This is a genomic window from Cellulomonas fimi (genome assembly GCF_028583725.1).
Lineage (GTDB): Bacteria > Actinomycetota > Actinomycetes > Actinomycetales > Cellulomonadaceae > Cellulomonas > Cellulomonas fimi_B.
The window spans coordinates 2,919,299-2,938,607 of the sequence record NZ_CP110680.1 but is presented as its reverse complement, the minus strand read 5'-3'; the positions used below and the strand labels follow the sequence as shown (position 1 = coordinate 2,938,607).

The window sequence follows — 19,309 nt, the reverse complement described above, 5'->3', positions numbered from 1 at the left end:
GGAATCACCACCCCGGCGACGCCGTTCGGCGCTCGCCTCGCTCACGGGAGGAACCCCAACGTGAAGATGCTACGTTTCGCGGCCGTCGGCGTGGCAGCCGCGCTCACCCTCACGGCGTGCAGCTCCGGCGACGACACCGGTTCGGACGACACGACCGACGGTGGCACCCCGGCGCCCGCCACGATCAAGCTGTGGCTGAACGGCACCGACACCGGTGACGCGCTCCGCGAGTACCTGGTGACGACGTTCGAGAAGGAGAACCCCGGCTCGAAGCTCGTCATCGAGGAGCAGGACTGGAGCGGCCTCGTGCCGCGCCTGCAGACCGCGCTCGCCTCCGAGGAGCAGACGCCGGACGTCGTCGAGATCGGCAACACCCAGTCCGCGACGTTCACCTACGCGGGCGCGTTCTCGGACATCAGCGACCTCTACGAGGAGGTCGGTGGCGCCAAGCTGCTCGACGGCTTCGTCGAGGCGGGCAAGGTGGACGGCAAGAACTACGCCCTGCCGTACTACTCGGGCGCGCGTGCCGTGTTCTACAACAAGGACATGTTCGCCGCCGCGGGCGTCGAGGTCCCCACGACGATCCAGGAGTTCGGCGAGGCCGCGAAGAAGCTGCAGTCGGACACGGTCTCCGGGTTCTGGTTCCCGGGCCAGGACTGGTACAACGGCGCGACGTGGCTCTACACCGCGGGCGGTGACTTCGCGGTGCAGGACGGTGACCAGTGGAAGGGCGCGCTGTCCGACCCGAAGTCGGTCGACGGTCTCGAGCAGGTCGCCGACCTGTTCGCGAACGCCACCAACGCGCCGGCCGACGCCGACTCGAACGAGCCGTGGGTCCCGTTCAACGCGGGCCAGGCCGCGATGTTCTCCGCGCCGACCTGGGCGCGCTGGAGCATCGACCTGCCGCAGTGCAACAAGGGCGTCGACCCCGACGACACGTCCGACGAGGCCAAGGCGCTCCGCGGCGAGCAGCAGGCCTGCAACGAGGAGCACACCGGCATCTTCGCGATGCCCGGCAACACCGAGGGCGAGTTCGCCACGGCCTTCGCGGGCGGTTCGAACATCGCGGTCGCCGCGAAGTCGAAGAACCAGGAGCTCGCGAAGAACCTCATCCGCATCATCTACTCGCCCGAGTTCCAGGAGATGCTCGGCCAGAACGGCCTCATCCCGGGCAACACCGAGTACACGTCGTCGATGGGTGACGACGTCTACGCCCAGGCCGCCGTCTCGGCCGCGATCAACGCCAAGCTGACCCCGGCCGCCGAGAAGTGGGCCGACGTCGAGGGCGACCGGATCCTGGAGGACTTCTTCCAGAAGATCGCCACGGGCACCCCCGTGGAGCAGGCCGCGGCGGACGCGGACCAGCTCCTCGAGGACACGCTCAACTGATCCACCGGCCGGCCGGGCCCCGTCACGGACGGACCCGGCCGGCCCCGGTCAGGCGCGGCCGGGCCGCCGGCGCACAGCCCCCGGCCCGGCCGCACCCTCGAAGGAGCTCTCCCGCATGGCAGCCACCGCCCTCGCGACGGATGCGCCCGACGCCCCGGTCGCACCCGTCCGGCGTCGCCGGCCCCGGCTCGGCGTCTACGGACTGCTCGTCCCCGCCGCCGCCGTCATCGCCGTCGCCCTCGGCTACCCCCTCGTCCGGCAGTTCGTCATCTCCTTCCAGGAGTACGGGCTGCGCCAGCAGTTCGGCCAGCCCGCCGAGTGGGTGGGCCTGGCGAACTACACCGACCTGCTGTCCGACCCCTACGTGTGGACGGTCATCGCCCGGTCCATCGCGTTCTGCCTCGTCAACGCCGCGCTCACGATGGTGATCGGCATGGCGCTCGCGGTGCTCATGGCCCGCGTCGGCCGCGCCGCGCGCACCACGCTCCAGGTGTCCCTGCTGCTCGCGTGGGGCACGCCCGTCCTCGCGTCGATGACCGTCTGGCAGTGGCTGTTCGACACGCAGTACGGCGTCATCAACTGGGTGCTGGTCAACGTCTTCGGCGTCGACTCGATGGCCGGGCACTCCTGGATCGTCGAGCCGCTGTCGTTCTACGTCGTCGCGACCGTGATCGTCGTCTGGATGTCCGTGCCGTTCGTCGTGTTCTCCGTCTACGCGGGCCTGCTGCAGGTCCCCGAGGAGACGATGGAGGCCGCCCAGCTCGACGGCGCCTCCGCGCGGCAGCGCTTCTGGCGCATCACGATCCCGATCATGCGGCCCGTCCTGTCGATCGTGCTGCTGCTGCAGGTGATCTGGGACCTCAAGGTGTTCACGCAGATCTACGTCCTGCAGCGCGCCGGTGCGCCCACGCGGGAGACGAACCTGCTCGGCACCCTCATCTACTCGTACTCCGACGAGTTCTCGAAGGCCGGTGCGCTGGCCACGATCATGCTCGTCATCACGCTCGCCCTGACCGGGTTCTACATCCGGCAGATGCTCAAGGAGGACGAGCTGTGAGCGCGCTCGCCACGCCCCCCGCCCCCGCGCCCCACGGGGTGCCCGACCCCGCCGCGACCGACGCGATCGCGCGCCGCGCGCCGCGCCGCCGGCCGTCGAAGGAGTCCGGCCGCACGCAGAGCCCGCTCGCGCGCCGCGTGCTGGGACTCGTCGCGGTGCTCGTCGCGGTCGTCTGGGTGTTCCCGATCTACTGGATGATCAACAGCGCGTTCCTGCCGCTCAACAAGCTGCAGGCACCCGACCCGACGTTCCTGCCGTTCGGCGGCACCATGTCGAACTTCCGCCGCGTCGTGAACGACGACTCGTTCTGGGCCGCCATGCGCGTGTCCCTGTCGGTCGTCGTGATCGTGCTGGTCGCCGCGCTCGTCTTCGCGTTCCTCGCCGCGCTCGCGGTGAGCCGGTTCCGGTTCAAGGGCCGCAAGTCGTTCATCCTCACGATCCTCGTGGTGCAGATGATCCCCGCCGAGGGCCTGTTCATCTCGCAGTACCAGCTGCTCGACGGCTGGGACCTCGTGAACCGCGTCGGCGGCCTCGCGCTCGTCTACACGGCCGCGATCCTGCCGTTCACGATCTGGATGCTGCGCGGCTTCGTCGCGGGCGTGCCGATCGAGCTCGAGGAGGCCGCGATGGTCGACGGGCTGTCCCGCACCGGCGCGTTCTTCCGCATCACGTTCCCCCTGCTGGCCCCCGGCCTGGTCGCCTCCGGCGTCTACGGGTTCCTGCAGGCGTGGAACGAGTACACCCTCGCCCTCGTCGTCATGACGGACCCGACCCAGCGCACCCTGCCGCTGTGGCTCCAGGGGCTCGTCGAGGCCAACCGGGCGACCGACTGGGGTGTCGTCATGGCGGGTGCCGCGATCATCGCGGTCCCCGTGATCGTGTTCTTCCTGTTCGTGCAGGGGAAGATGACGTCCGGCCTGGTGGCGGGCGCGGTGAAGGGCTGACGTGGACGTGCGGGTGAGGTCCGGCGGCTGGTCCGTCGGGCTGGACATCGGGGGCAGCAAGGTCCTGGGGGTGGTGCTCGACCCGTCGGGCGCGGTCCGGCACCAGGTGAAGGCGGGGACGGTGCGCGGTCTCGACGGCGTCGTCGCCGGCGCGGTCGCGGCCGTCGAGGAGCTCGCGGCGCTCGCGGGCGTCGCGGTCGACGACCTGGTCGGCGTCGGGCTCGGCCTGCCGGGCGTCGTCGACGTCGCGGCGGGCACGGTCGAGCACGCCGTCAACCTGGGGATCGACGAGCGCGTCGGGCTCGCGGCTCTGGTCGCGGACCGGCTCGGCACGGTGCCGGTCCGCCTGGAGAACGACCTCAACGCGGCCGTCGTCGGGGCGGCGCGGTTCGTCGAGCCGCGCGCGGACGACGCGCACCACGACCTCGCGTTCCTCGCGCTCGGCACCGGCCTGGCCGCCGGGCTCCTGCTCGACGGCCGGCTGCGGCGCGGGTCGCAGGGCGCGGCGGGGGAGATCGGGCACCTGACGTTCGTGCCCGACGGCCTGCCGTGCAAGTGCGGCCAGACCGGCTGCCTCGAGCAGTACGCGTCGGGGTCCGCGCTCGACGCGGCGTGGTCCAGCCGCACGGGAGCCCCGGCCCCGGCCGAGGTGTTCGCCGCGGCCGCGGACGGCGACCCGGAGGCGGTCGCGCTGCGCGACCAGTTCGCCGCGGCCGTCGCCGCCGGGGTGCGCGTCCTCGTGCTCACGTGCGACGTGCGGCACGTGGTGATCGGCGGCGGCGTGAGCGCCGTCGGCCCGCCGTTGCTCGACGCGGTGCGGGGCGTCCTCGACGCGGCCGCTGCGACGTCGCCGTTCCTCGCGTCGATGCGCCTGGCCGACCGGGTGACGCTCGCGCCGGACGGGGTCCCCGTCGGGGCCGTCGGCGCCGCTCTCGTCGGCCGCGGCGAGTACGACGCATGACCGGCCGCGGTACCGTCGCGGCCCGACGAGAGGAACGCTGATGGAGGTCGTCATCGCGCCCGCGGCGCAGCTCGCGCGGATCGCGGCCGACGCGGTCGAGCGGCTGCTGCGTGCACGGCCGACCGCCGTGCTCGGGCTCGCGACGGGGTCGAGCCCGCTCGCCGTCTACGACGAGCTCGCCCGCCGGCACGCGGAGGAGGGGCTGTCGTTCGCGCACGCGCGCGCGTTCATGCTCGACGAGTACGTCGGCCTGCCCGCCGACCACCCGGAGCGGTACCGCAACGTCATCGAGAAGGAGATCGCGTCCCGCGTCGACTTCGCGGACGGCGCCGTCCAGGGACCCGACGGCCTGGCGACCGACGTGCCCGCCGCGTGCGCGGCGTACGAGCAGGCGATCGCGGACGCGGGCGGGGTCGACCTGCAGATCCTCGGCATCGGCACGGACGGGCACGTCGCGTTCAACGAGCCGGGCTCGTCGCTCGCGTCGCGCACGCGGATCAAGACGCTCACCCGGCAGACCCGCGAGGACAACGCGCGGTTCTTCGGCGGCGACGTCGACCAGGTCCCGACGCACTGCCTCACGCAGGGGCTCGCGACGATCATGGCGGCGCGGCACCTGGTGCTCCTGGCGACCGGCCGGGGCAAGGCCGAGGCGGTGCACCAGCTCGCCGAGGGGCCGGTGAGCGCGATGTGGCCGGCGACGGTCCTGCAGCACCACCCGCACGTCACGGTGCTCGTCGACGACGCCGCCGCGTCGCGCCTGCAGCTCGCGGACTACTACCGCGAGACGTACGCGGCGAAGCCGGGCTGGCAGGGGCTCTGACGCGCTCGGGCGCCGGACGTCACGGCAGCAGCGCGCGGACGAGCGCGGAGAACGCCGAGGCGACCGTGGTCATCGCCGGAAGCAGCCACGCGAGCGCGACCCCCGCGCGCACGTTGCGGCGGCGCTCGTCGCGCGGGTCCGACCCCGGTGCGACGACCACGACGGGCTCGGGCCGGCGCATCGCGGTCCACGTCTGCCAGCCCGCCTCGCCGAGCAGGAGCGCGGTGCCCACGAGCGCCGCGACGGCGGGCGTCGTCGTGACGAGCGACGCGGTCGCGACGCGGTCGAGGACGACGACCGCGACGAGCAGCGCGGCGACGGTCCCCGCGAGGGCCAGGCGGCTGCGGACGGCGACGTGCACCGCGAGGACCGCCCCGCCGACGAGCAGGGGCGGCACGAGCGAGCGGCCGACGGTGACGTCGAGCGTCGGGCCGTCGGCGCCGACCGCCCACAGCACGAGGAGCATCCCGACGACGCCGACCGCGGTCGGGACGAGCTCGCGCCCGACTCCGCCGAACCGCCGCGCGGGGGCGTCGACCCGGCTCGCCGCGTAGGCGCGGGCGTCACCGAACGCGTCGACCGCGGACTGCCCGCTGTCGCTGCAGAACTGCTCGACCTCCGCGAGGGCCTCGCCGACGACACGACCGTCGGCGCCGCGCTCGCGCAGCTCGAGCACGAACGTGGTGCGCCACGGCTCCGGGACCAGCGTGGACGTGGTGGCGGGGTCGGTCATGCGCGTGCCTCCTCGGTGCGGTCGCGGCGGTCGGCCGCGGACGTCAGCTCGACGGTGAGCGCAGCGAACGTCCGCCACGCGTCCGCGCGCGCGGCGAGCGCGGTGCGTCCCGCGGACGTGAGCGCGAAGTACTTCCGGCCGGGGCCGCCCTCGCCGGGCTCCCACCGCGTGGTGACCTGCCCGGCCTGCTCGAGCCGCGCGAGCAGGGGGTAGAGGGTGCCGCCCTTGATCGTGCCGAGGCCCAGCGCGTCGAGCCGGGCGGCCAGCGCGTAGCCGTACGTCTCGCCCTCGGCGAGGACGGCGAGGACGCACAGGTCGAGGACGCCGCGCAGCCACTCGCCGGGCCAGGGGGTCGTCGTCACGCGCTAGACAGTACGGCTACCTAGGCAGGCTGTCTACCTAGTCCGCCGACCGGTGTCGCTCACGGTCGCGTGGGCGCTGCGACGTAGACTCCTGCGCATGACTGAGCCCCTCCCGCCGACCGGCCCCGCCGACCCGAACGACCCGGGCCAGGGCACGTCGACGAGCGTGCTGGAGCGCCAGGAGACCCACGAGCAGGTCGAGCCCGGCGACCACGAGCGCTTCGCGCACTACGTGCGCAAGGAGAAGATCATGGAGTCCGCGATGAGCGGCAAGCCCGTGATCGCGCTCTGCGGCAAGGTCTGGGTGCCGGGCCGGGACCCGAACAAGTTCCCGGTGTGCCCCGTCTGCAAGGAGATCTACGAGGGGCTGCGTGACCCGCAGGACGGCGAGGGTGCGTCCGGCGACGGCGGCTCCGAGGGCTCGGGCGGGGGTCGTCGCTGGGGCTTCGGCCGCGGCGGCAAGTGAGCGCGGCCGCACGCCCGTCCTCCACCACGTCCCACGCGTCCACGTCGGCGGCCTCCCACCTGCCGCCGGCGTTCCCCGGGCGTGCGCCGTGGGGGACCGCGGGCAAGCTGCGTGCGTGGCAGGCCGAGGCGCTGGACCTGTACCGGGAGCGCTCGCCGCGTGACTTCCTCGCGGTCGCGACGCCCGGGGCGGGCAAGACGACGTTCGCGCTCCGCATCGCGACCGAGCTGCTCGAGGCCCGCGTCGTGCGTCGCGTCACGGTCGTGGCGCCGACGGAGCACCTGAAGAAGCAGTGGGCCGACGCCGCGGCGCGCGTCGGGATCCGGCTCGACCCGAACTTCTCGAACGCGCAGGGCCGGCACGGCCACGGGTTCGACGGTGTCGCCGTCACGTACGCGCAGGTCGCGTCGAAGCCCGCGCTGCACGCGGCGCGGACGACGGCCGAGCGGACGCTCGTCATCCTCGACGAGGTGCACCACGGCGGCGACGCGCTGTCGTGGGGCGACGCGGTGCGCGAGGCGTTCGAGGACGCAACGCGGCGGCTGAGCCTCACGGGGACGCCGTTCCGCTCCGACACGGCCGCGATCCCGTTCGTCGAGTACGCGCGCGACCACGAGGGGATCCGGCGCAGCGTCGCCGACTACACCTACGGCTACGGCGACGCGCTGCGCGACCACGTCGTGCGGCCCGTGATCTTCCTGTCGTACAGCGGCTCGATGCGCTGGCGGACGCGCGCGGGCGACGAGGTCAGCGCGCGCCTCGGCGAGCCGCTGACCAAGGACATGACCGCGCAGGCGTGGCGGACCGCGCTGGACCCGAACGGCGAGTGGATCCCCAGCGTCCTCGCGGCCGCCGACCGGCGGCTCACCGAGGTGCGGCGGGCGGTCCCGGACGCGGGCGCGATGATCATCGCGACCGACCAGACCGACGCGCGCGCGTACGCCGGCCACCTCGCGCGGCTCACGGGGGAGTCGCCGACGGTCGTGCTGTCCGACGACGACGGCGCGAGCGACCGGATCGACGAGTTCTCCGCGGGCGACTCGCGCTGGCTCGTCGCGGTCCGGATGGTGTCCGAGGGCGTCGACGTGCCGCGCCTCGCGGTCGGCGTCTACGCGACCAGCACCGCGACGCCGCTGTTCTTCGCGCAGGCCGTCGGGCGGTTCGTGCGGGCCCGCAAGCGCGGCGAGACGGCGTCGGTGTTCCTGCCGTCGGTGCCGCAGCTCCTGGGCCTCGCGAGCAGCCTCGAGCTCGAGCGCGACCACGCCCTGGACCGGCCGCAGACGGCCGAGGAGCAAGGGCTGGAGTACAACCCCGAGGACGCGCTGCTCGCGGCCGCGAACGCCGAGCAGAACGGTCCCGACGCGGTCGGGCCCGACGGCAAGCAGGGCACGTTCGTGGCGCTCGAGGCACAGGCGTCGTTCGACCGCGTGCTGTTCGACGGCGGCGAGTTCGGCACCGAGGCCGCGGTGGGCTCGGACGAGGAGCTCGACTTCCTCGGCCTGCCGGGCCTGCTGGACGCCGACCAGGTGTCGGCGCTGCTGCGCCAGCGGCAGGCGGACCAGCTCAAGGGCCGGCGCCGGACGCAGGCGGCGCCCGTGGAGGAGATGGACCACCGCAAGCAGGCCGAGCTGCGCAAGGAGCTCGCGCAGCTCGTCGGGGCGTGGTCGCGGCGCAGCGGGCAGCCGCACGGTGCCGTGCACGCGGAGCTGCGTCGGCGGTGCGGTGGGCCGGAGGTCGCGCTCGCGGACCCGGCGCAGCTCACGGCGCGCGTGGAGATGCTCCGGGGCTGGTTCGTCGGCAAGCGGTGACGGCCGTTACGCCTCGACGTTGAGACGAGGCAACCCCTGTCTCACGATGTGAAACGGTGTCAATCCTCTCATCAGCCCAGGTCAGCGCGCTGGACGCGCGACCACATAGCAGCGACCGGCGCGCCCGCAACTCGTCCTCTCGACGTGCGGGCCCGTCACCCGTTCGGCAACGTCTTCCCCGTGCTTCACGGCGCCGGGTTCCCCCGGACGCTCACGGTGACCACGAAGAAAGGGGTCGCACCATGCCCAGCTGGCTCATCCTCGTCCTCGTCGGAGCGGTTCTCCTCATCCTCGGCTTCGCCGGGGTCGGTGAGTTCCTCCTGTGGATCGGTATCGCCGTCCTGGTCGTCAGCCTGATCCTCGGGCTGGTCGGCCGCGGTCGCGGCCGAGCCCGGATCTGACCCGGCCGCGGGCGCGAGCGGCGAGGGCCTAGCCCCCTGCGCCCCGCCGCTCGCCCGCGGCCTGGTCCCCGCGCAGCGGTCTGGCCGGACGGTCCCTCAGTCCCGTCCGGCCAGCCGCAGCGTCACGGTCGGCACCGCGGCCTCGTCGGCCGACAGCCGTCGCGCACCGCGCGGCAGCTCGTCCCGCGAGGCGCGGTGCCGTTCCTGTGCCCGGCGCACCCCCTCCGGACCCGTCCACGACGCGTCCACCTCGCCCTCGGTCACGAGCGGCACGTGCAGGGCCCGCAGGTCGGCGCCCTCCGGCTCCCACGACGCCACGGCGTCGTCGGGACCCGTCACCAGCACCTCCTCCGCGGCCCGGCCGTCCGGCCCCCGCCGCCGCGCCGCGGTCTTGCGGCCCCCGACGCTCGTCTTCGCCGACGACTTCTTCTCGACCGGCGCGAGCGCCCCGTCCCGCCCCTCGCGCGCGACCAGCTTGTAGACCATGCCGCACGTCGGCGCACCCGAGCCCGTCACGACCGACGTCCCGACCCCGTAGACGTCGACCGGTGCCGCGGCGAGCGCCGCGATCGCGTACTCGTCGAGGTCCGACGTCACGACGATGCGCGTGCCGTGCGCCCCCGCCGCGTCGAGCTGCGCCCGCACCTCCGTCGCGAGCACCCCGAGGTCGCCCGAGTCCAGCCGCACCGCGCCCAGCCCGGTGCCGGCCGCCGCCAGCGCCCGCTCGACGCCCCGCCGCACGTCGTACGTGTCGACGAGCAGCGTCGTGCCCGGCCCCTGGGCCGCCACCTGCGCCGCGAACGCGGCCTCCTCGTCGTCGTGCAGGAGCGTGAACGCGTGCGCCGCGGTCCCGATCGTCTCGAGCCCGTACCGCCGTCCCGCCTCCAGGTTCGACGTCGCCGCGAACCCCGCGACGACCGCGGCGCGGGCCGCGGACACGGCCGCCTCCTCGTGCGCGCGGCGCGCGCCCATCTCCAGCACGGGGCGGTCGACCGCGGCGCTCGTCATGCGTGACGCCGCGGACGCGACCGCCGAGTCGTAGTTGAGGATCGACAGCGCGAGCGTCTCGAGCAGCACCGCCTCCGCGAACGTGCCCTCGACGACCAGCAGCGGCGACTGCGGGAAGAACACCTCGCCCTCGGCGTACCCGCGGACCGAGCCCGTGAACCGGTAGTCCGCGAGGAAGGCGAGCGTCGCGTCGTCGACGACGCCCTCGTCGGACAGCCAGTCGAGCTCGCGCGACGTGAACCGGAACGCGGGCAGCGCCTCGAGCAGCCGGCCCGTGCCGGCGACGACGCCGTACCGGCGGCCGGGCGGGAGCCGGCGCGTGAACACCTCGAACACGCAGCGGCGGAGCGCGGTGCCGTCGGCGAGCGCCGCCTGCAGCATCGTGAGCTCGTAGCGGTCGGTGAGCAGCGACGTCACGGGGACGGCGGCGGGCTGCGGGTGCGTCATGCCGCCAACGTAGGGCGCCCGGGACCGGGCGGCGCGCCCGGCGCGCACGGGCACCTACAGTGGTCGGGTGCCCGTGCAGACCGCCCCCGACGAGCGCGTCGAGGCCGCCGAGCAGGCGGCCGTCGCCGACCCGTGGGTCACCATCGTGTGGAACGACCCCGTCAACCTGATGTCCTACGTGACCTACGTGTTCGAGACGTACTTCGGCCACCCGCACGAGAAGGCCGAGAAGCTCATGCGCCAGGTCCACGAGGAGGGGCGGGCGGTCGTGTCGAGCGGGTCGCTCGAGGGCATGGAGGTCGACGTGCAGGCCATGCACGGCTTCGGCCTGTGGGCGACGCTGCAGCGCAGCGGGGTCTGATGCGCGCGTTCACGGAGAAGCACGGCGCGTTCGTCGCACGGCTCGACGCCACGGAGCGGGAGGTCGTCGCGGCGCTCGTCGCCGACGTCGCGCAGCTGCTGGGCGCGCCGCGGTTCGAGGAGTCCGGTCCGGCCGCCGCGCCCGACGTGCCGCTCGTGCGCGCCGAGCGGATCCCGCCGCCGCAGGACCCCGCGGTGCGTCGCCTCCTGCCCGACGCGTCGCAGGACGACGCCGAGGTGGCCGCCGAGTTCCGCCGGCTCACGGAGGACGACCTGCGCGCGCGCAAGGTGGCCCGGCTCGGGGCGATGTGGACGCTGCTGACGACCCCGGGCGACGGGCGACGCCAGGACCTGCTGACGGTCGCGCCGAACGACGCCCCCGAGCTCGCGGCAGCCATCACCGACCTGCGCCTCGTGCTCGCCGAACGGCTCGACGTCCGGACCGACCAGGACGCCGAGGCGCTGTACGACGTGCTCTCCGACGACGCCGAGGGACAGGACGTCGACGTCCGCCGCTACCTGGTGTCGCTGTACGGCGCGCTGAGCTGGCTGCAGGAGTCGCTGGTCGGGCTCATGCTCGACCACGCGCGGCGCGGCGGGGCGTCCGGGCGTCCGTCGCACGAGGGTTAGGCTCTCGCCCGTGAACGACGCCCCCCTCGGCATCTTCGACTCCGGCGTCGGCGGTCTCACGGTGGCACGGTCCATCCTCGACCAGCTGCCGCACGAGTCCACGCTCTACATCGGCGACACCCTGAACACGCCGTACGGCCCCAAGCCGCTCGCCGCGGTGCGCGCGCACGCGCTGGAGGTCATGGACGACCTGGTCGACGCGGGCGTGAAGCTGCTGGTCATCGCGTGCAACACCGCGTCGGCCGCGATGCTGCGGGACGCGCGCGAGCGGTACACGCTGCGGCGGGGCATCCCCGTCGTCGAGGTCATCCTCCCCGCCGCCCGGCGCGCGGTCGCCGCGACGCGGACGGGCCGGATCGGCGTCATCGGGACGCGCGCGACCGTCGAGTCGCGGGCGTACGACGACGCGTTCGCCGTCGCGCCGGGCGTGACGCTCACCACGCAGGCGTGCCCGCGGTTCGTCGAGCTCGTCGAGGCCGGCATCACGTCGGGGCCCGAGGTGCTGGCCGTCGCGCGCGAGTACCTGGAGCCCGTGAAGGACGCGGGCGTCGACACGCTCGTGCTCGGCTGCACGCACTACCCCCTGCTGACCGGGGCGATCTCGTACGTGATGGGCGACGAGGTGACGCTCGTGTCGAGCGCGGAGGAGACCGCGAAGGACGTCTACCGGACCCTCGTCGCGCACGGCCTGGAGCGTGACCCGGCGGCGGGCCCGCCGACGCACCGCTTCCTCGCGACCGGCGACCCCGACTCGTTCCAGGCGCTCGCGCGCCGCTTCCTCGGCCCGGAGGTCGGGTCGGTCGAGTCGCGGATGGCGCTGCGATGAGGCTCGTCGTCGTCGGGTGCGCCGGGTCGTTCCCGGGGCCGGACTCGGCCGCGTCGGGCTACCTCGTGCAGGCCGACGACGCGGACGGCCGCACGTGGACCGTCCTGCTCGACCTCGGCAACGGCGCGCTCGGCCCGTTGCAGCGGTTCGGCGACCCGACCCGGCTCGACGCGATCGGCCTGTCCCACCTGCACGCGGACCACGTCGCGGACATGGTCGTGCTCAACGTGCTGCGGCGGTACCACCCCGACGGAGCGCTGCCGCCCGTCGACGTGCACGGCCCCGAGGGCACCGCGCAGCGGCTCACGCAGATCGCGGGCGGCGACCCGGCGACCGACGTCGGCGGGCAGTTCACGTTCCACGCGTGGGACCCGTCGGCGCCCGTCGTCGTCGGCCCGCTGACCCTGACGCCCGTGCCCGTCGAGCACCCGGTGCCGGCCTTCGGCATCCGCGTCGAGGGACCGTCCGAGGCGGACCCGTCGCGGCGCGTGACGCTCGCCTACACCGGGGACACAGACGCGTGCGCCGGTCTCGACACGCTCGCGCACGGGGCCGACCTGCTGCTCGCCGAGGCCGCGTTCGTCGAGGGGCGTGACGACGCGGTGCGCGGCGTGCACCTCACCGGCCGGCGCGCGGGCGAGGCCGCGGCCCGCGGCGGTGCGGCCTCGCTGGTGCTCACGCACATTCCCGCGTGGAACGACCCGCAGGTCGCCGTCGCGGAGGCACGGGCGGTCTACGACGGGCCCGTCGCGCTCGCCCGCCCGGGCGACGTGCACACCCTCTGAGCCGGTCCCGCCGGGAACCTCCCACAGCACGCGCCCGCACCTGGCACGCTGTGCGGTCATGCGCACCCGTACCGTCCGCACGCCCGTCGGACCGGCCTTCGACGTCGCCGTGCAGTGGGCACCCCGGTGGGCCCGCGTGTTCCGGCGGCTGCGCAGGTCGCACCGCCGCAACCGGGAAGGGGCGGACGTCGCCCTCGACGGTGTCGGCGAGCTCGCCGGTGGCCTGGACGACCTCGGCGGGATCGTCGTGTGGATCGTCGGCGCGGTCGCGTTCGTGCTCGGCGTGCTGCTGGTCTGGCTGTTCCTCGTGCCTCTCCTGCTCGTCGTGCTCGACCTCCTCGTGGTGGTCGTCGTGCTCGTGCTCGCGTTCGTCGGCCGCCTGCTGCTCCGCCGCCCCTGGGCCGTCGCCGTGACGCCCGCAGGCGACGACGACGCCGCCGCCGTCGCGGTCGCCGACGTCATGGGCTGGCGCCGCGCGCTGCGGGTGCGCGACGCGATCGGCGGGCGCCTGGCCGCCGGTGCGTCGCCCGAGCAGGCGGTGCTCGACGTCGCGCTGGGCGACACGGCGGTGCGGCCGCGCGGCGTCGCCGCCGCGGTCGCGGCGACGGGTCCCACCGGCCCGCTCGTCTGACTGTGAGGATCTCGACGCAGCCTTGATGGGTGCGGTGGGCTGTGGCTCGGTGACTGCGCGTGTGACCCTTCGTCTGACTGGTCTCGTGCCTTGGAGCGGACTTGTCCGCGTGTGGTTGCCGGCCCCGGCCCGACCGGAGTTGCTGGCCTGATCAGGAGCTTGACCGCACCGTTGCAGCGGTGCGTGTCCCGTCACAGTCCTGCCGTCTCCGACCGGACCGGAACCTACGTTCCCCCGGTTCAAGGAGATGAACGCGATGCCCAGTCTTGCCGAACTCGTCGACGTCGTCATCGGGGTCGACACTCACAAGCACACGCACACCGCCGCGGTCGTGGCCGCGACCACCGGTGGGGTGTTGGCCGAGGTCACGGTCGCGACCGACCCGGCCGGCTACGACCAGCTGCTGCGGTGGGCTGGCGGCCACGGTGGCGCGCGGGTGTGGGCGTTGGAAGGCGCCGGGGGCTATGGCGCTGGCCTGGCCCGCCACCTGTGCGCCGCTGGTGAGCAGGTCATCGAGCCTCGACCGGCCGGCTCGTGCGGCGCGTCGCCATGGCGCGAAGTCCGACTCGTTGGACGCGGCCCGCGCGGCCCGGGAGGCGTTGGGGCGCCAGCACCTGGCACAGGTCAAGACCGACGGGCCGCGCGCCCAGCTGGCCGCGTTGATGGCCGCGCGTCGCTCCGCGGTCGAGGCCGCCACGCTCGCGCAACGTCAGCTGCACGCGCTGGTGGTCGCCGCCCCGGAGGTCCTGCGGGCGGCATTCCGCGGCCGGTCGACGGCAACGATGACCACGACCGCCGCACGGCTGCGCGCACGGCCCGCCTGGGACGGCCACACCGCGACGACCGCCACGGTGCTGCGCGCCCTGGCCCGACGCGTGATCACGCTGCAAGCCGAGGCCCGCGGGCACGAACAGGCCATGGCCGTGATCGTGCGGGCCTGGCGCCCGGACCTGCTCGAGGCGCCCGGCGTCGGGGTGATCGTCGCCGCCCAGGTCCTGACCAGCTGGTCCCACCCGGGCCGGATCCGATCCGAGGCCGCGTTCGCGATGCTCGCCGGCACCGCACCCATCCCCGCCTCCTCCGGGCTGCGCACCCGCCACCGCCTCAACCGGACCGGTGACCGCCAGCTCAACCGCGCCCTGCACGTCATCGCCCTGTCCCGCACCCGCTACCACCAGCCCACACGCGACTACATCGAACGCCGCCGCGCGCAGGGCAAGACCGACCGCGAGATCCGCCGCTGCCTCAAGCGCTACATCGCCCGCGACCTGTTTCGACAGCTCGAACACGGCCCACAACCGGCTTGACGATCCATAGGAGCGTCCGGACGGCGCGCCCGCACGCGGGCGGGGGGCGGACGCCCGGCCGGGCGCGTCGGCCTGCGCGGTTAGGCTCGTCCGCATGACCGCCACCACCCCTGCGCTCCGCGCGGACGGCCGACGCCCCGACGAGCTGCGCCCCGTCACGCTCACCCGACGCTTCCTCGACGCCGGCGAGGGCAGCGTCCTCGTCGAGTTCGGCGGGACCAAGGTGCTGTGCGTGGCGTCGTTCACGGAGGGCGTCCCGCGCTGGCGCAAGGGCTCGGGCGAGGGCTGGGTCACCGCGGAGTACGCGATGCTGCCGCGCGCCACGACCACGCGCTCGGACCGCGAGTCGGTCAAGGGCCGCGTCGGTGGCCGGACGCAGGAGATCTCGCGCCTCATCGGCCGGTCGCTGCGCGCCGTCGTCGACGTGTCGGCGCTCGGCGAGAACACGATCGTGCTCGACTGCGACGTGCTCCAGGCCGACGGCGGCACCCGGACCGCGGCCATCACGGGCGCGTACGTCGCGCTCGCCGACGCGGTCGCGTGGGCGACCGAGCAGCGGATCGTCAAGGCAGGCCGCACGGTGCTGCGCGACTCGGTCGCGGCCGTGAGCGTCGGCATCGTCGACGGCGTCCCCGTGCTCGACCTGCCGTACGTCGAGGACGTGCGCGCCGAGACGGACATGAACGTCGTCGTCACCGGCTCGGGCGCGTTCGTCGAGGTGCAGGGCACCGCCGAGCACGCCCCGTTCGACCGTCGCGAGCTCGACGCGCTGCTCGACCTCGCGGTCGCCGGTGGCGCGCAGCTCACGGCACTCCAGCAGGCGGCCCTCGCGTCGGCGCCCGGCGACGGATCCGCGACCCGCCTCGTGGCCGAGGTGGACGCGTGACGGTGCCCCCCGGGGCGCGGCTCGTCCTCGCGACCCACAACGCGCACAAGATCGGCGAGCTCCGCGCGATCCTCACGCCGTCGCTGCCCGACCTCGACCCGGCCGCGGTCGTCGGCGCGGGTGACGTAGGCGCGCCGGAGCCGGTCGAGGACGGCGTCACGTTCGCCGAGAACGCGCTGCTCAAGGCCCGCGCGCTCGCCGCGTTCACCGGCCTGCCCGCCGTCGCCGACGACTCGGGCCTCGCGGTCGACGTGCTCGGCGGCGCGCCCGGCATCTTCTCCGCCCGCTGGGCCGGCCGGCACGGCGACGACGCGGCGAACCTCGACCTCCTGCTCGCGCAGCTGCGCGACGTCAGGGCGGAGCACCGCGGCGCCCGGTTCGTGTGCGCGGCCGCGCTCGTCACGCCCGACGGGTTCGAGCACGTCGAGACGGGAGCCCTCGTCGGCACGCTCGCCGACGCGCCGCGCGGCACGCACGGCTTCGGCTACGACCCGGTGCTCGTGCCGCTCGGCGAGGAGCGCACGTGCGCCGAGCTCGACCCGGCCGAGAAGAACGCGATCAGCCACCGCGGCCAGGCGTTCCGCGCGCTCGCCCCGACGCTGGTGCGGGTGCTGGGCGGATGACGCCGCCCGCCCGGCGGGACGAGCACACGGTCGTCGACCACGTGCACGTCGTCGCCGACGCGGTGACCTTCGCGTACGGGGAGCAGGTCGTCCTCGACGCGGTCGACCTCGTCGTGTCCGCGGGCGACCGTGTCGGGCTCGTCGGGGAGAACGGCGCCGGCAAGACGACGCTGCTGCGGCTGCTCGCGGGCGACCTCGCACCGCTGTCCGGCACGGTCCGCCGGGCGGGCACGCTCGCGGTCGTCGAGCAGGAGCTCGACGAGCCCGCCGGGACCACCGTGGGGACGCTCGTCGACCGCGCGCTCGCGGCCGTGCGGGTCGCGTCGGACGAGCTCGAGACCGCGATCGAGGGCTTCGACCACGAGTCCGGCGACCTCGCCCGCCTCACGGCCGCGATGGCCCGCTACGAGCACCTCGCCGCATGGGACGCCGACCGGCGCGTCGACGAGGCGCTCACCCGGTTCGGCGCGCCGCGCGACCGCGACCGGCCGCTCGACCGGCTGAGCGTGGGGGAGCGGTACCGGGTGCGGCTCGCGTGCCGGATCGGCGAGCGCGCCGACGTGCTGCTGCTCGACGAGCCGACCAACCACCTCGACGCGGGCGGGGTCGACTACCTCACCGCGCAGCTGCGCGACTGGCCGGGCGCGGTCGTCATCGTCACGCACGACCGGCGGCTGCTCGACGACGTCATGACGGCGATCCTCGACCTCGACCCGTCGATGGACGGCCGGCCGGCGCTCTACGGCGCGACGCGCTACGCCGACTACCGGTTCGCGAAGGACCAGATGCTGCGCCGCTGGCGCGCGCGGTACCGCGCGGAGCGCAAGCGCGCGCTCGCCCTCGCCGAGCGTCTCGACACCGCGTACGAGGGGCTGTCCGACGAGTGGCGCCCGCCGAAGGGCTCGCAGAAGCACCGCCGCGGCACGCGCGCCCGCGTCCACGTCAAGGCCGCCGACCGGCTGATCCAGCGCCTGGAGGCCGACGCGGTCGAGGTACCCGTGCCGCCGCCCGCGCTCGCGTTCCCCGACCTCCCGTCCGTCCCCAGGCCCGTTGCCGGCGACCGTGGCGGTGGCGGACCGCTGCTCGAGCTGCGCGCGCCCCGGGTCGACGGGGGCCCCGGCGGCCGCCCGCGCCTCGACCTGCCCGGGCGGCGCATCGAGGTCCCGCCGTGCGGGCGGCTGCTCGTCACCGGCCCGAACGGGTCGGGCAAGTCGACGCTGCTCGCGGCGCTCGCAGGGTCGGTCGCGCTCGACCGCGGCACCCGGACGCTCGCACCCGGTGCCCGGCTCGGGGTGCTCGCCCAGGAAGGCCCCGCGGAGCACGCGGCGCCGCCCGCGGCCGACGGGTCGTCGCCGAGCGCGTTCGACGCGTACGCGCGGCACGCGCTCGACCTGCTCGCCGCGGGCCGGATCGACCCCGAGCAGCTCGTGCCCGTCGCGGCGCTCGGCCTGCTGAGCGAGACGGACCTCGAGCGGCCCCTGCGCGAGCTGTCCGTCGGTCAGCGCCGCCGGTTCGACCTCGCGTGCGCGCTGCTCGCCGCGCCGCACGTGCTGATCCTCGACGAGCCCACCAACCACCTGTCCGTCGGGCTGGTCGACGAGCTGACCGACGCGCTGCGGCTCACGTCGGCGGCCGTCGTCGTCGCGACGCACGACCGGAGGATGCGCGCGGACCTCGCGGACTGGCCGGAGCTCACGCTCGACTGAGCGTGGCGCGGTCGGGGCGTCCGTCGAGGTTCGTCAGGTGCGGGTCGCCGAGGTCAGGGCAGGCGGCCGACGTGCGCCATCGCCTGGCGCAGCAGCAAGCCCTGGCCGCCGTTCATCTCGACCTGGACCTGCTCGGCGCACGCCTCCTCGGGCGTGAGCCACGCGAGGTCGATCGCGTCCTGCTGCGGCCGGCAGTCACCGGACACCGGCACGACGTAGGCGAGCGACACCGCGTGCTGGCGGGGGTCGTGGTACGGCGTGACGCCCGGCGTGGGGAAGTACTCGGCGACCGTGAACGGCTGCGGCGACGCGGGGATCTGCGGCAGCGCGACAGGCCCGAGGTCCTTCTCGACGTGCCGCACGAGCGCGTCGCGCACGCGCTCGTGGTACATCACCCGGCCGCTCACGAGCGCGCGCGACATGACGCCCTCGGGCGTGACCCGCAGCAGCAGCCCGACCGCGACCACGTCGCCGGAGTCGTCGACGCGCACGGGGACCGCGTCGACGTACAGGATCGGGATCTGCGAGCGGACCTTCGCGATGCGCTCGGGGCTGAGCCAGCCCGCGGGGCGCTCGGGTCCGGGAGGGAACTCGGCGGTGTCGGTCACGGTGCAGTTCTACCCCGTGCCGCGCGCCGACCGCGCCAGGCGCGCGCCCGCCGGTCACGCGGGGCCCGGGAATATCGGCCGGGCGACGCGCGCTCTACCGGGCGGACCTGACAACCAGGAGGTGCCACGTGGCGACGACCACGCTGACGGCCGAGACGATCGGCCAGGTCATCAACGAGAACGACATCGTGCTCATCGACTTCTGGGCCGAGTGGTGCGGACCGTGCAAGATGTTCGGCCCCATCTTCGAGAAGTCGTCGGAGGAGCACCCGGACGTGGTGTTCGGCAAGGTCGACACCGAGGCCGAGCAGCTCATCGCGGCGCAGCTCCAGATCTCCGCGATCCCGACGATCATGGCCTTCCGCGAGGGCGTGCCGGTGTACCGGCAGTCCGGTGCCCTGCCGGGCCCGCTGCTGGAGAAGGTCGTGGCCGCGGTGAAGGACCTCGACATGGACGAGGTGCGCGAGAAGATCGCCGCCGCCGAGCAGTCGGCCGGCGCCGAGGCCTGACGCCCGCGTCGCCGCGCGACAACCTCGGGCGGTCGCGGC

22 protein-coding genes and 1 pseudogene are annotated in these 19,309 nt (G+C 74.5%); 19 read left to right on the top strand and 4 right to left on the bottom strand.

What is annotated here, in order from left to right; genetic code table 11:
- Positions 1-66 precede the first annotated feature (66 nt).
- The 5 genes from OOT42_RS13300 to nagB all read left to right on the top strand — a co-directional run bounded on the left by OOT42_RS13300 (position 67) and on the right by nagB (position 5,174).
- Positions 67-1,389: an extracellular solute-binding protein gene (locus OOT42_RS13300; protein ID WP_273654842.1), complete on the top strand. Its 1,323-nt coding sequence runs from the start codon at positions 67-69 to the stop codon at positions 1,387-1,389.
- A 115-nt stretch (positions 1,390-1,504) separates the two neighbouring features.
- A complete protein-coding gene (locus tag OOT42_RS13295) occupies positions 1,505-2,446 on the top strand; it encodes a carbohydrate ABC transporter permease (RefSeq protein ID WP_273651670.1) in 942 nt (313 codons plus the stop codon).
- A complete protein-coding gene (locus OOT42_RS13290; RefSeq protein ID WP_273651669.1) occupies positions 2,443-3,390 on the top strand; it encodes a carbohydrate ABC transporter permease in 948 nt (315 codons plus the stop codon). The genes OOT42_RS13295 and OOT42_RS13290 overlap by 4 nt, the downstream gene beginning before the upstream one ends.
- A gap of 1 nt (position 3,391) precedes the next feature.
- Positions 3,392-4,351 (top strand): ROK family protein, encoded by a 960-nt coding sequence (locus tag OOT42_RS13285; RefSeq protein WP_273651668.1) that lies wholly within the window; start codon positions 3,392-3,394, stop codon positions 4,349-4,351.
- Between the two features lie 40 nt (positions 4,352-4,391).
- A complete protein-coding gene (gene nagB / locus OOT42_RS13280; RefSeq protein WP_273651667.1) occupies positions 4,392-5,174 on the top strand; it encodes a glucosamine-6-phosphate deaminase in 783 nt (260 codons plus the stop codon).
- Between the two features lie 19 nt (positions 5,175-5,193).
- Here nagB and OOT42_RS13275 read toward each other — a convergent pair whose 3' ends face one another.
- Positions 5,194-5,907, bottom strand: coding sequence for a hypothetical protein (locus OOT42_RS13275; RefSeq protein ID WP_273651666.1), 714 nt, complete (start codon positions 5,905-5,907; stop codon positions 5,194-5,196).
- Complete coding sequence (locus OOT42_RS13270; protein ID WP_273651665.1) at positions 5,904-6,269, bottom strand: PadR family transcriptional regulator; 366 nt, start codon at positions 6,267-6,269, stop codon at positions 5,904-5,906. Before OOT42_RS13270 ends, OOT42_RS13275 begins: the two co-directional genes overlap by 4 nt.
- A gap of 97 nt (positions 6,270-6,366) precedes the next feature.
- Between OOT42_RS13270 and OOT42_RS13265 the strand changes: the two genes are divergently transcribed.
- From OOT42_RS13265 to OOT42_RS13255, 3 genes are all read left to right on the top strand, one after another.
- Positions 6,367-6,735 carry a DUF3039 domain-containing protein gene (locus OOT42_RS13265; RefSeq protein ID WP_124344285.1) on the top strand — a complete coding sequence of 123 codons (369 nt, stop codon included), beginning with the start codon at positions 6,367-6,369 and terminating at the stop codon, positions 6,733-6,735.
- Positions 6,732-8,543 carry a DEAD/DEAH box helicase gene (locus OOT42_RS13260; protein ID WP_273651664.1) on the top strand — a complete coding sequence of 604 codons (1,812 nt, stop codon included), beginning with the start codon at positions 6,732-6,734 and terminating at the stop codon, positions 8,541-8,543. The genes OOT42_RS13265 and OOT42_RS13260 overlap by 4 nt, the downstream gene beginning before the upstream one ends.
- A 242-nt stretch (positions 8,544-8,785) precedes the next feature.
- Positions 8,786-8,944: a hypothetical protein gene (locus OOT42_RS13255; protein WP_168679405.1), complete on the top strand. Its 159-nt coding sequence runs from the start codon at positions 8,786-8,788 to the stop codon at positions 8,942-8,944.
- Between the two features lie 96 nt (positions 8,945-9,040).
- Here OOT42_RS13255 and OOT42_RS13250 read toward each other — a convergent pair whose 3' ends face one another.
- Positions 9,041-10,399: a nicotinate phosphoribosyltransferase gene (locus OOT42_RS13250; protein ID WP_273651663.1), complete on the bottom strand. Its 1,359-nt coding sequence runs from the start codon at positions 10,397-10,399 to the stop codon at positions 9,041-9,043.
- 67 nt (positions 10,400-10,466) lie between these two features.
- On the opposite strand from OOT42_RS13250, the gene clpS reads away from it, so the two are divergent.
- The 10 genes and pseudogenes from clpS (at position 10,467) to OOT42_RS13205 (ending at position 18,153) form a co-directional block, all read left to right on the top strand.
- Positions 10,467-10,760 carry an ATP-dependent Clp protease adapter ClpS gene (clpS, locus tag OOT42_RS13245; protein ID WP_124344637.1) on the top strand — a complete coding sequence of 98 codons (294 nt, stop codon included), beginning with the start codon at positions 10,467-10,469 and terminating at the stop codon, positions 10,758-10,760.
- Complete coding sequence (locus OOT42_RS13240; protein ID WP_273651662.1) at positions 10,760-11,389, top strand: DUF2017 domain-containing protein; 630 nt, start codon at positions 10,760-10,762, stop codon at positions 11,387-11,389. Before clpS ends, OOT42_RS13240 begins: the two co-directional genes overlap by 1 nt.
- A 10-nt stretch (positions 11,390-11,399) precedes the next feature.
- Complete coding sequence (gene murI / locus OOT42_RS13235; RefSeq protein ID WP_273651661.1) at positions 11,400-12,215, top strand: glutamate racemase; 816 nt, start codon at positions 11,400-11,402, stop codon at positions 12,213-12,215.
- A complete protein-coding gene (locus OOT42_RS13230) occupies positions 12,212-13,000 on the top strand; it encodes an MBL fold metallo-hydrolase (RefSeq protein ID WP_273651660.1) in 789 nt (262 codons plus the stop codon). Before murI ends, OOT42_RS13230 begins: the two co-directional genes overlap by 4 nt.
- A 58-nt stretch (positions 13,001-13,058) precedes the next feature.
- On the top strand, positions 13,059-13,631 hold the full coding sequence (locus OOT42_RS13225; protein ID WP_273651659.1) for a hypothetical protein: 573 nt from the start codon (positions 13,059-13,061) through the stop codon (positions 13,629-13,631).
- 247 nt (positions 13,632-13,878) lie between these two features.
- A pseudogene (locus tag OOT42_RS20310) lies at positions 13,879-14,085 on the top strand (hypothetical protein); the annotation flags it as partial.
- Between the two features lie 10 nt (positions 14,086-14,095).
- Positions 14,096-14,938: a transposase gene (locus OOT42_RS13220; RefSeq protein WP_273651658.1), complete on the top strand. Its 843-nt coding sequence runs from the start codon at positions 14,096-14,098 to the stop codon at positions 14,936-14,938.
- Between the two features lie 94 nt (positions 14,939-15,032).
- Positions 15,033-15,824, top strand: coding sequence for a ribonuclease PH (rph, locus tag OOT42_RS13215; RefSeq protein WP_273651657.1), 792 nt, complete (start codon positions 15,033-15,035; stop codon positions 15,822-15,824).
- Complete coding sequence (gene rdgB / locus OOT42_RS13210; RefSeq protein WP_273651656.1) at positions 15,821-16,447, top strand: RdgB/HAM1 family non-canonical purine NTP pyrophosphatase; 627 nt, start codon at positions 15,821-15,823, stop codon at positions 16,445-16,447. Before rph ends, rdgB begins: the two co-directional genes overlap by 4 nt.
- Positions 16,444-18,153 carry an ABC-F family ATP-binding cassette domain-containing protein gene (locus tag OOT42_RS13205; protein WP_273651655.1) on the top strand — a complete coding sequence of 570 codons (1,710 nt, stop codon included), beginning with the start codon at positions 16,444-16,446 and terminating at the stop codon, positions 18,151-18,153. The genes rdgB and OOT42_RS13205 overlap by 4 nt, the downstream gene beginning before the upstream one ends.
- 53 nt (positions 18,154-18,206) lie before the next feature.
- Here the strand turns inward: OOT42_RS13205 and OOT42_RS13200 are convergent, their stop codons facing one another.
- Positions 18,207-18,761, bottom strand: coding sequence for an NUDIX hydrolase family protein (locus OOT42_RS13200; protein WP_124344645.1), 555 nt, complete (start codon positions 18,759-18,761; stop codon positions 18,207-18,209).
- A 128-nt stretch (positions 18,762-18,889) separates the two neighbouring features.
- On the opposite strand from OOT42_RS13200, the gene trxA reads away from it, so the two are divergent.
- Entirely contained in the window at positions 18,890-19,270 is a 381-nt protein-coding gene (gene trxA / locus OOT42_RS13195) for a thioredoxin (protein WP_273651654.1), read from the top strand.
- Positions 19,271-19,309: the final 39 nt, after the last annotated feature.

What these genes read in the sequence shown, in the direction of transcription:
- OOT42_RS13250 (WP_273651663.1), bottom strand. Translation starts at nt 10,399, where the DNA reads ATGACGCACCCGCAGCCCGCCGCCGTCCCCGTGACGTCGCTGCTCACC.
- OOT42_RS13220 (WP_273651658.1), top strand. Translation starts at nt 14,096, where the DNA reads ATGGCGCTGGCCTGGCCCGCCACCTGTGCGCCGCTGGTGAGCAGGTCA.
- OOT42_RS13275 (WP_273651666.1), bottom strand. Translation starts at nt 5,907, where the DNA reads ATGACCGACCCCGCCACCACGTCCACGCTGGTCCCGGAGCCGTGGCGC.
- OOT42_RS13230 (WP_273651660.1), top strand. Translation starts at nt 12,212, where the DNA reads ATGAGGCTCGTCGTCGTCGGGTGCGCCGGGTCGTTCCCGGGGCCGGAC.
- OOT42_RS13205 (WP_273651655.1), top strand. Translation starts at nt 16,444, where the DNA reads ATGACGCCGCCCGCCCGGCGGGACGAGCACACGGTCGTCGACCACGTG.
- OOT42_RS13225 (WP_273651659.1), top strand. Translation starts at nt 13,059, where the DNA reads ATGCGCACCCGTACCGTCCGCACGCCCGTCGGACCGGCCTTCGACGTC.
- nagB (WP_273651667.1), top strand. Translation starts at nt 4,392, where the DNA reads ATGGAGGTCGTCATCGCGCCCGCGGCGCAGCTCGCGCGGATCGCGGCC.
- OOT42_RS13255 (WP_168679405.1), top strand. Translation starts at nt 8,786, where the DNA reads ATGCCCAGCTGGCTCATCCTCGTCCTCGTCGGAGCGGTTCTCCTCATC.
- OOT42_RS13295 (WP_273651670.1), top strand. Translation starts at nt 1,505, where the DNA reads ATGGCAGCCACCGCCCTCGCGACGGATGCGCCCGACGCCCCGGTCGCA.
- OOT42_RS13265 (WP_124344285.1), top strand. Translation starts at nt 6,367, where the DNA reads ATGACTGAGCCCCTCCCGCCGACCGGCCCCGCCGACCCGAACGACCCG.
- OOT42_RS13300 (WP_273654842.1), top strand. Translation starts at nt 67, where the DNA reads ATGCTACGTTTCGCGGCCGTCGGCGTGGCAGCCGCGCTCACCCTCACG.
- OOT42_RS13240 (WP_273651662.1), top strand. Translation starts at nt 10,760, where the DNA reads ATGCGCGCGTTCACGGAGAAGCACGGCGCGTTCGTCGCACGGCTCGAC.
- rph (WP_273651657.1), top strand. Translation starts at nt 15,033, where the DNA reads ATGACCGCCACCACCCCTGCGCTCCGCGCGGACGGCCGACGCCCCGAC.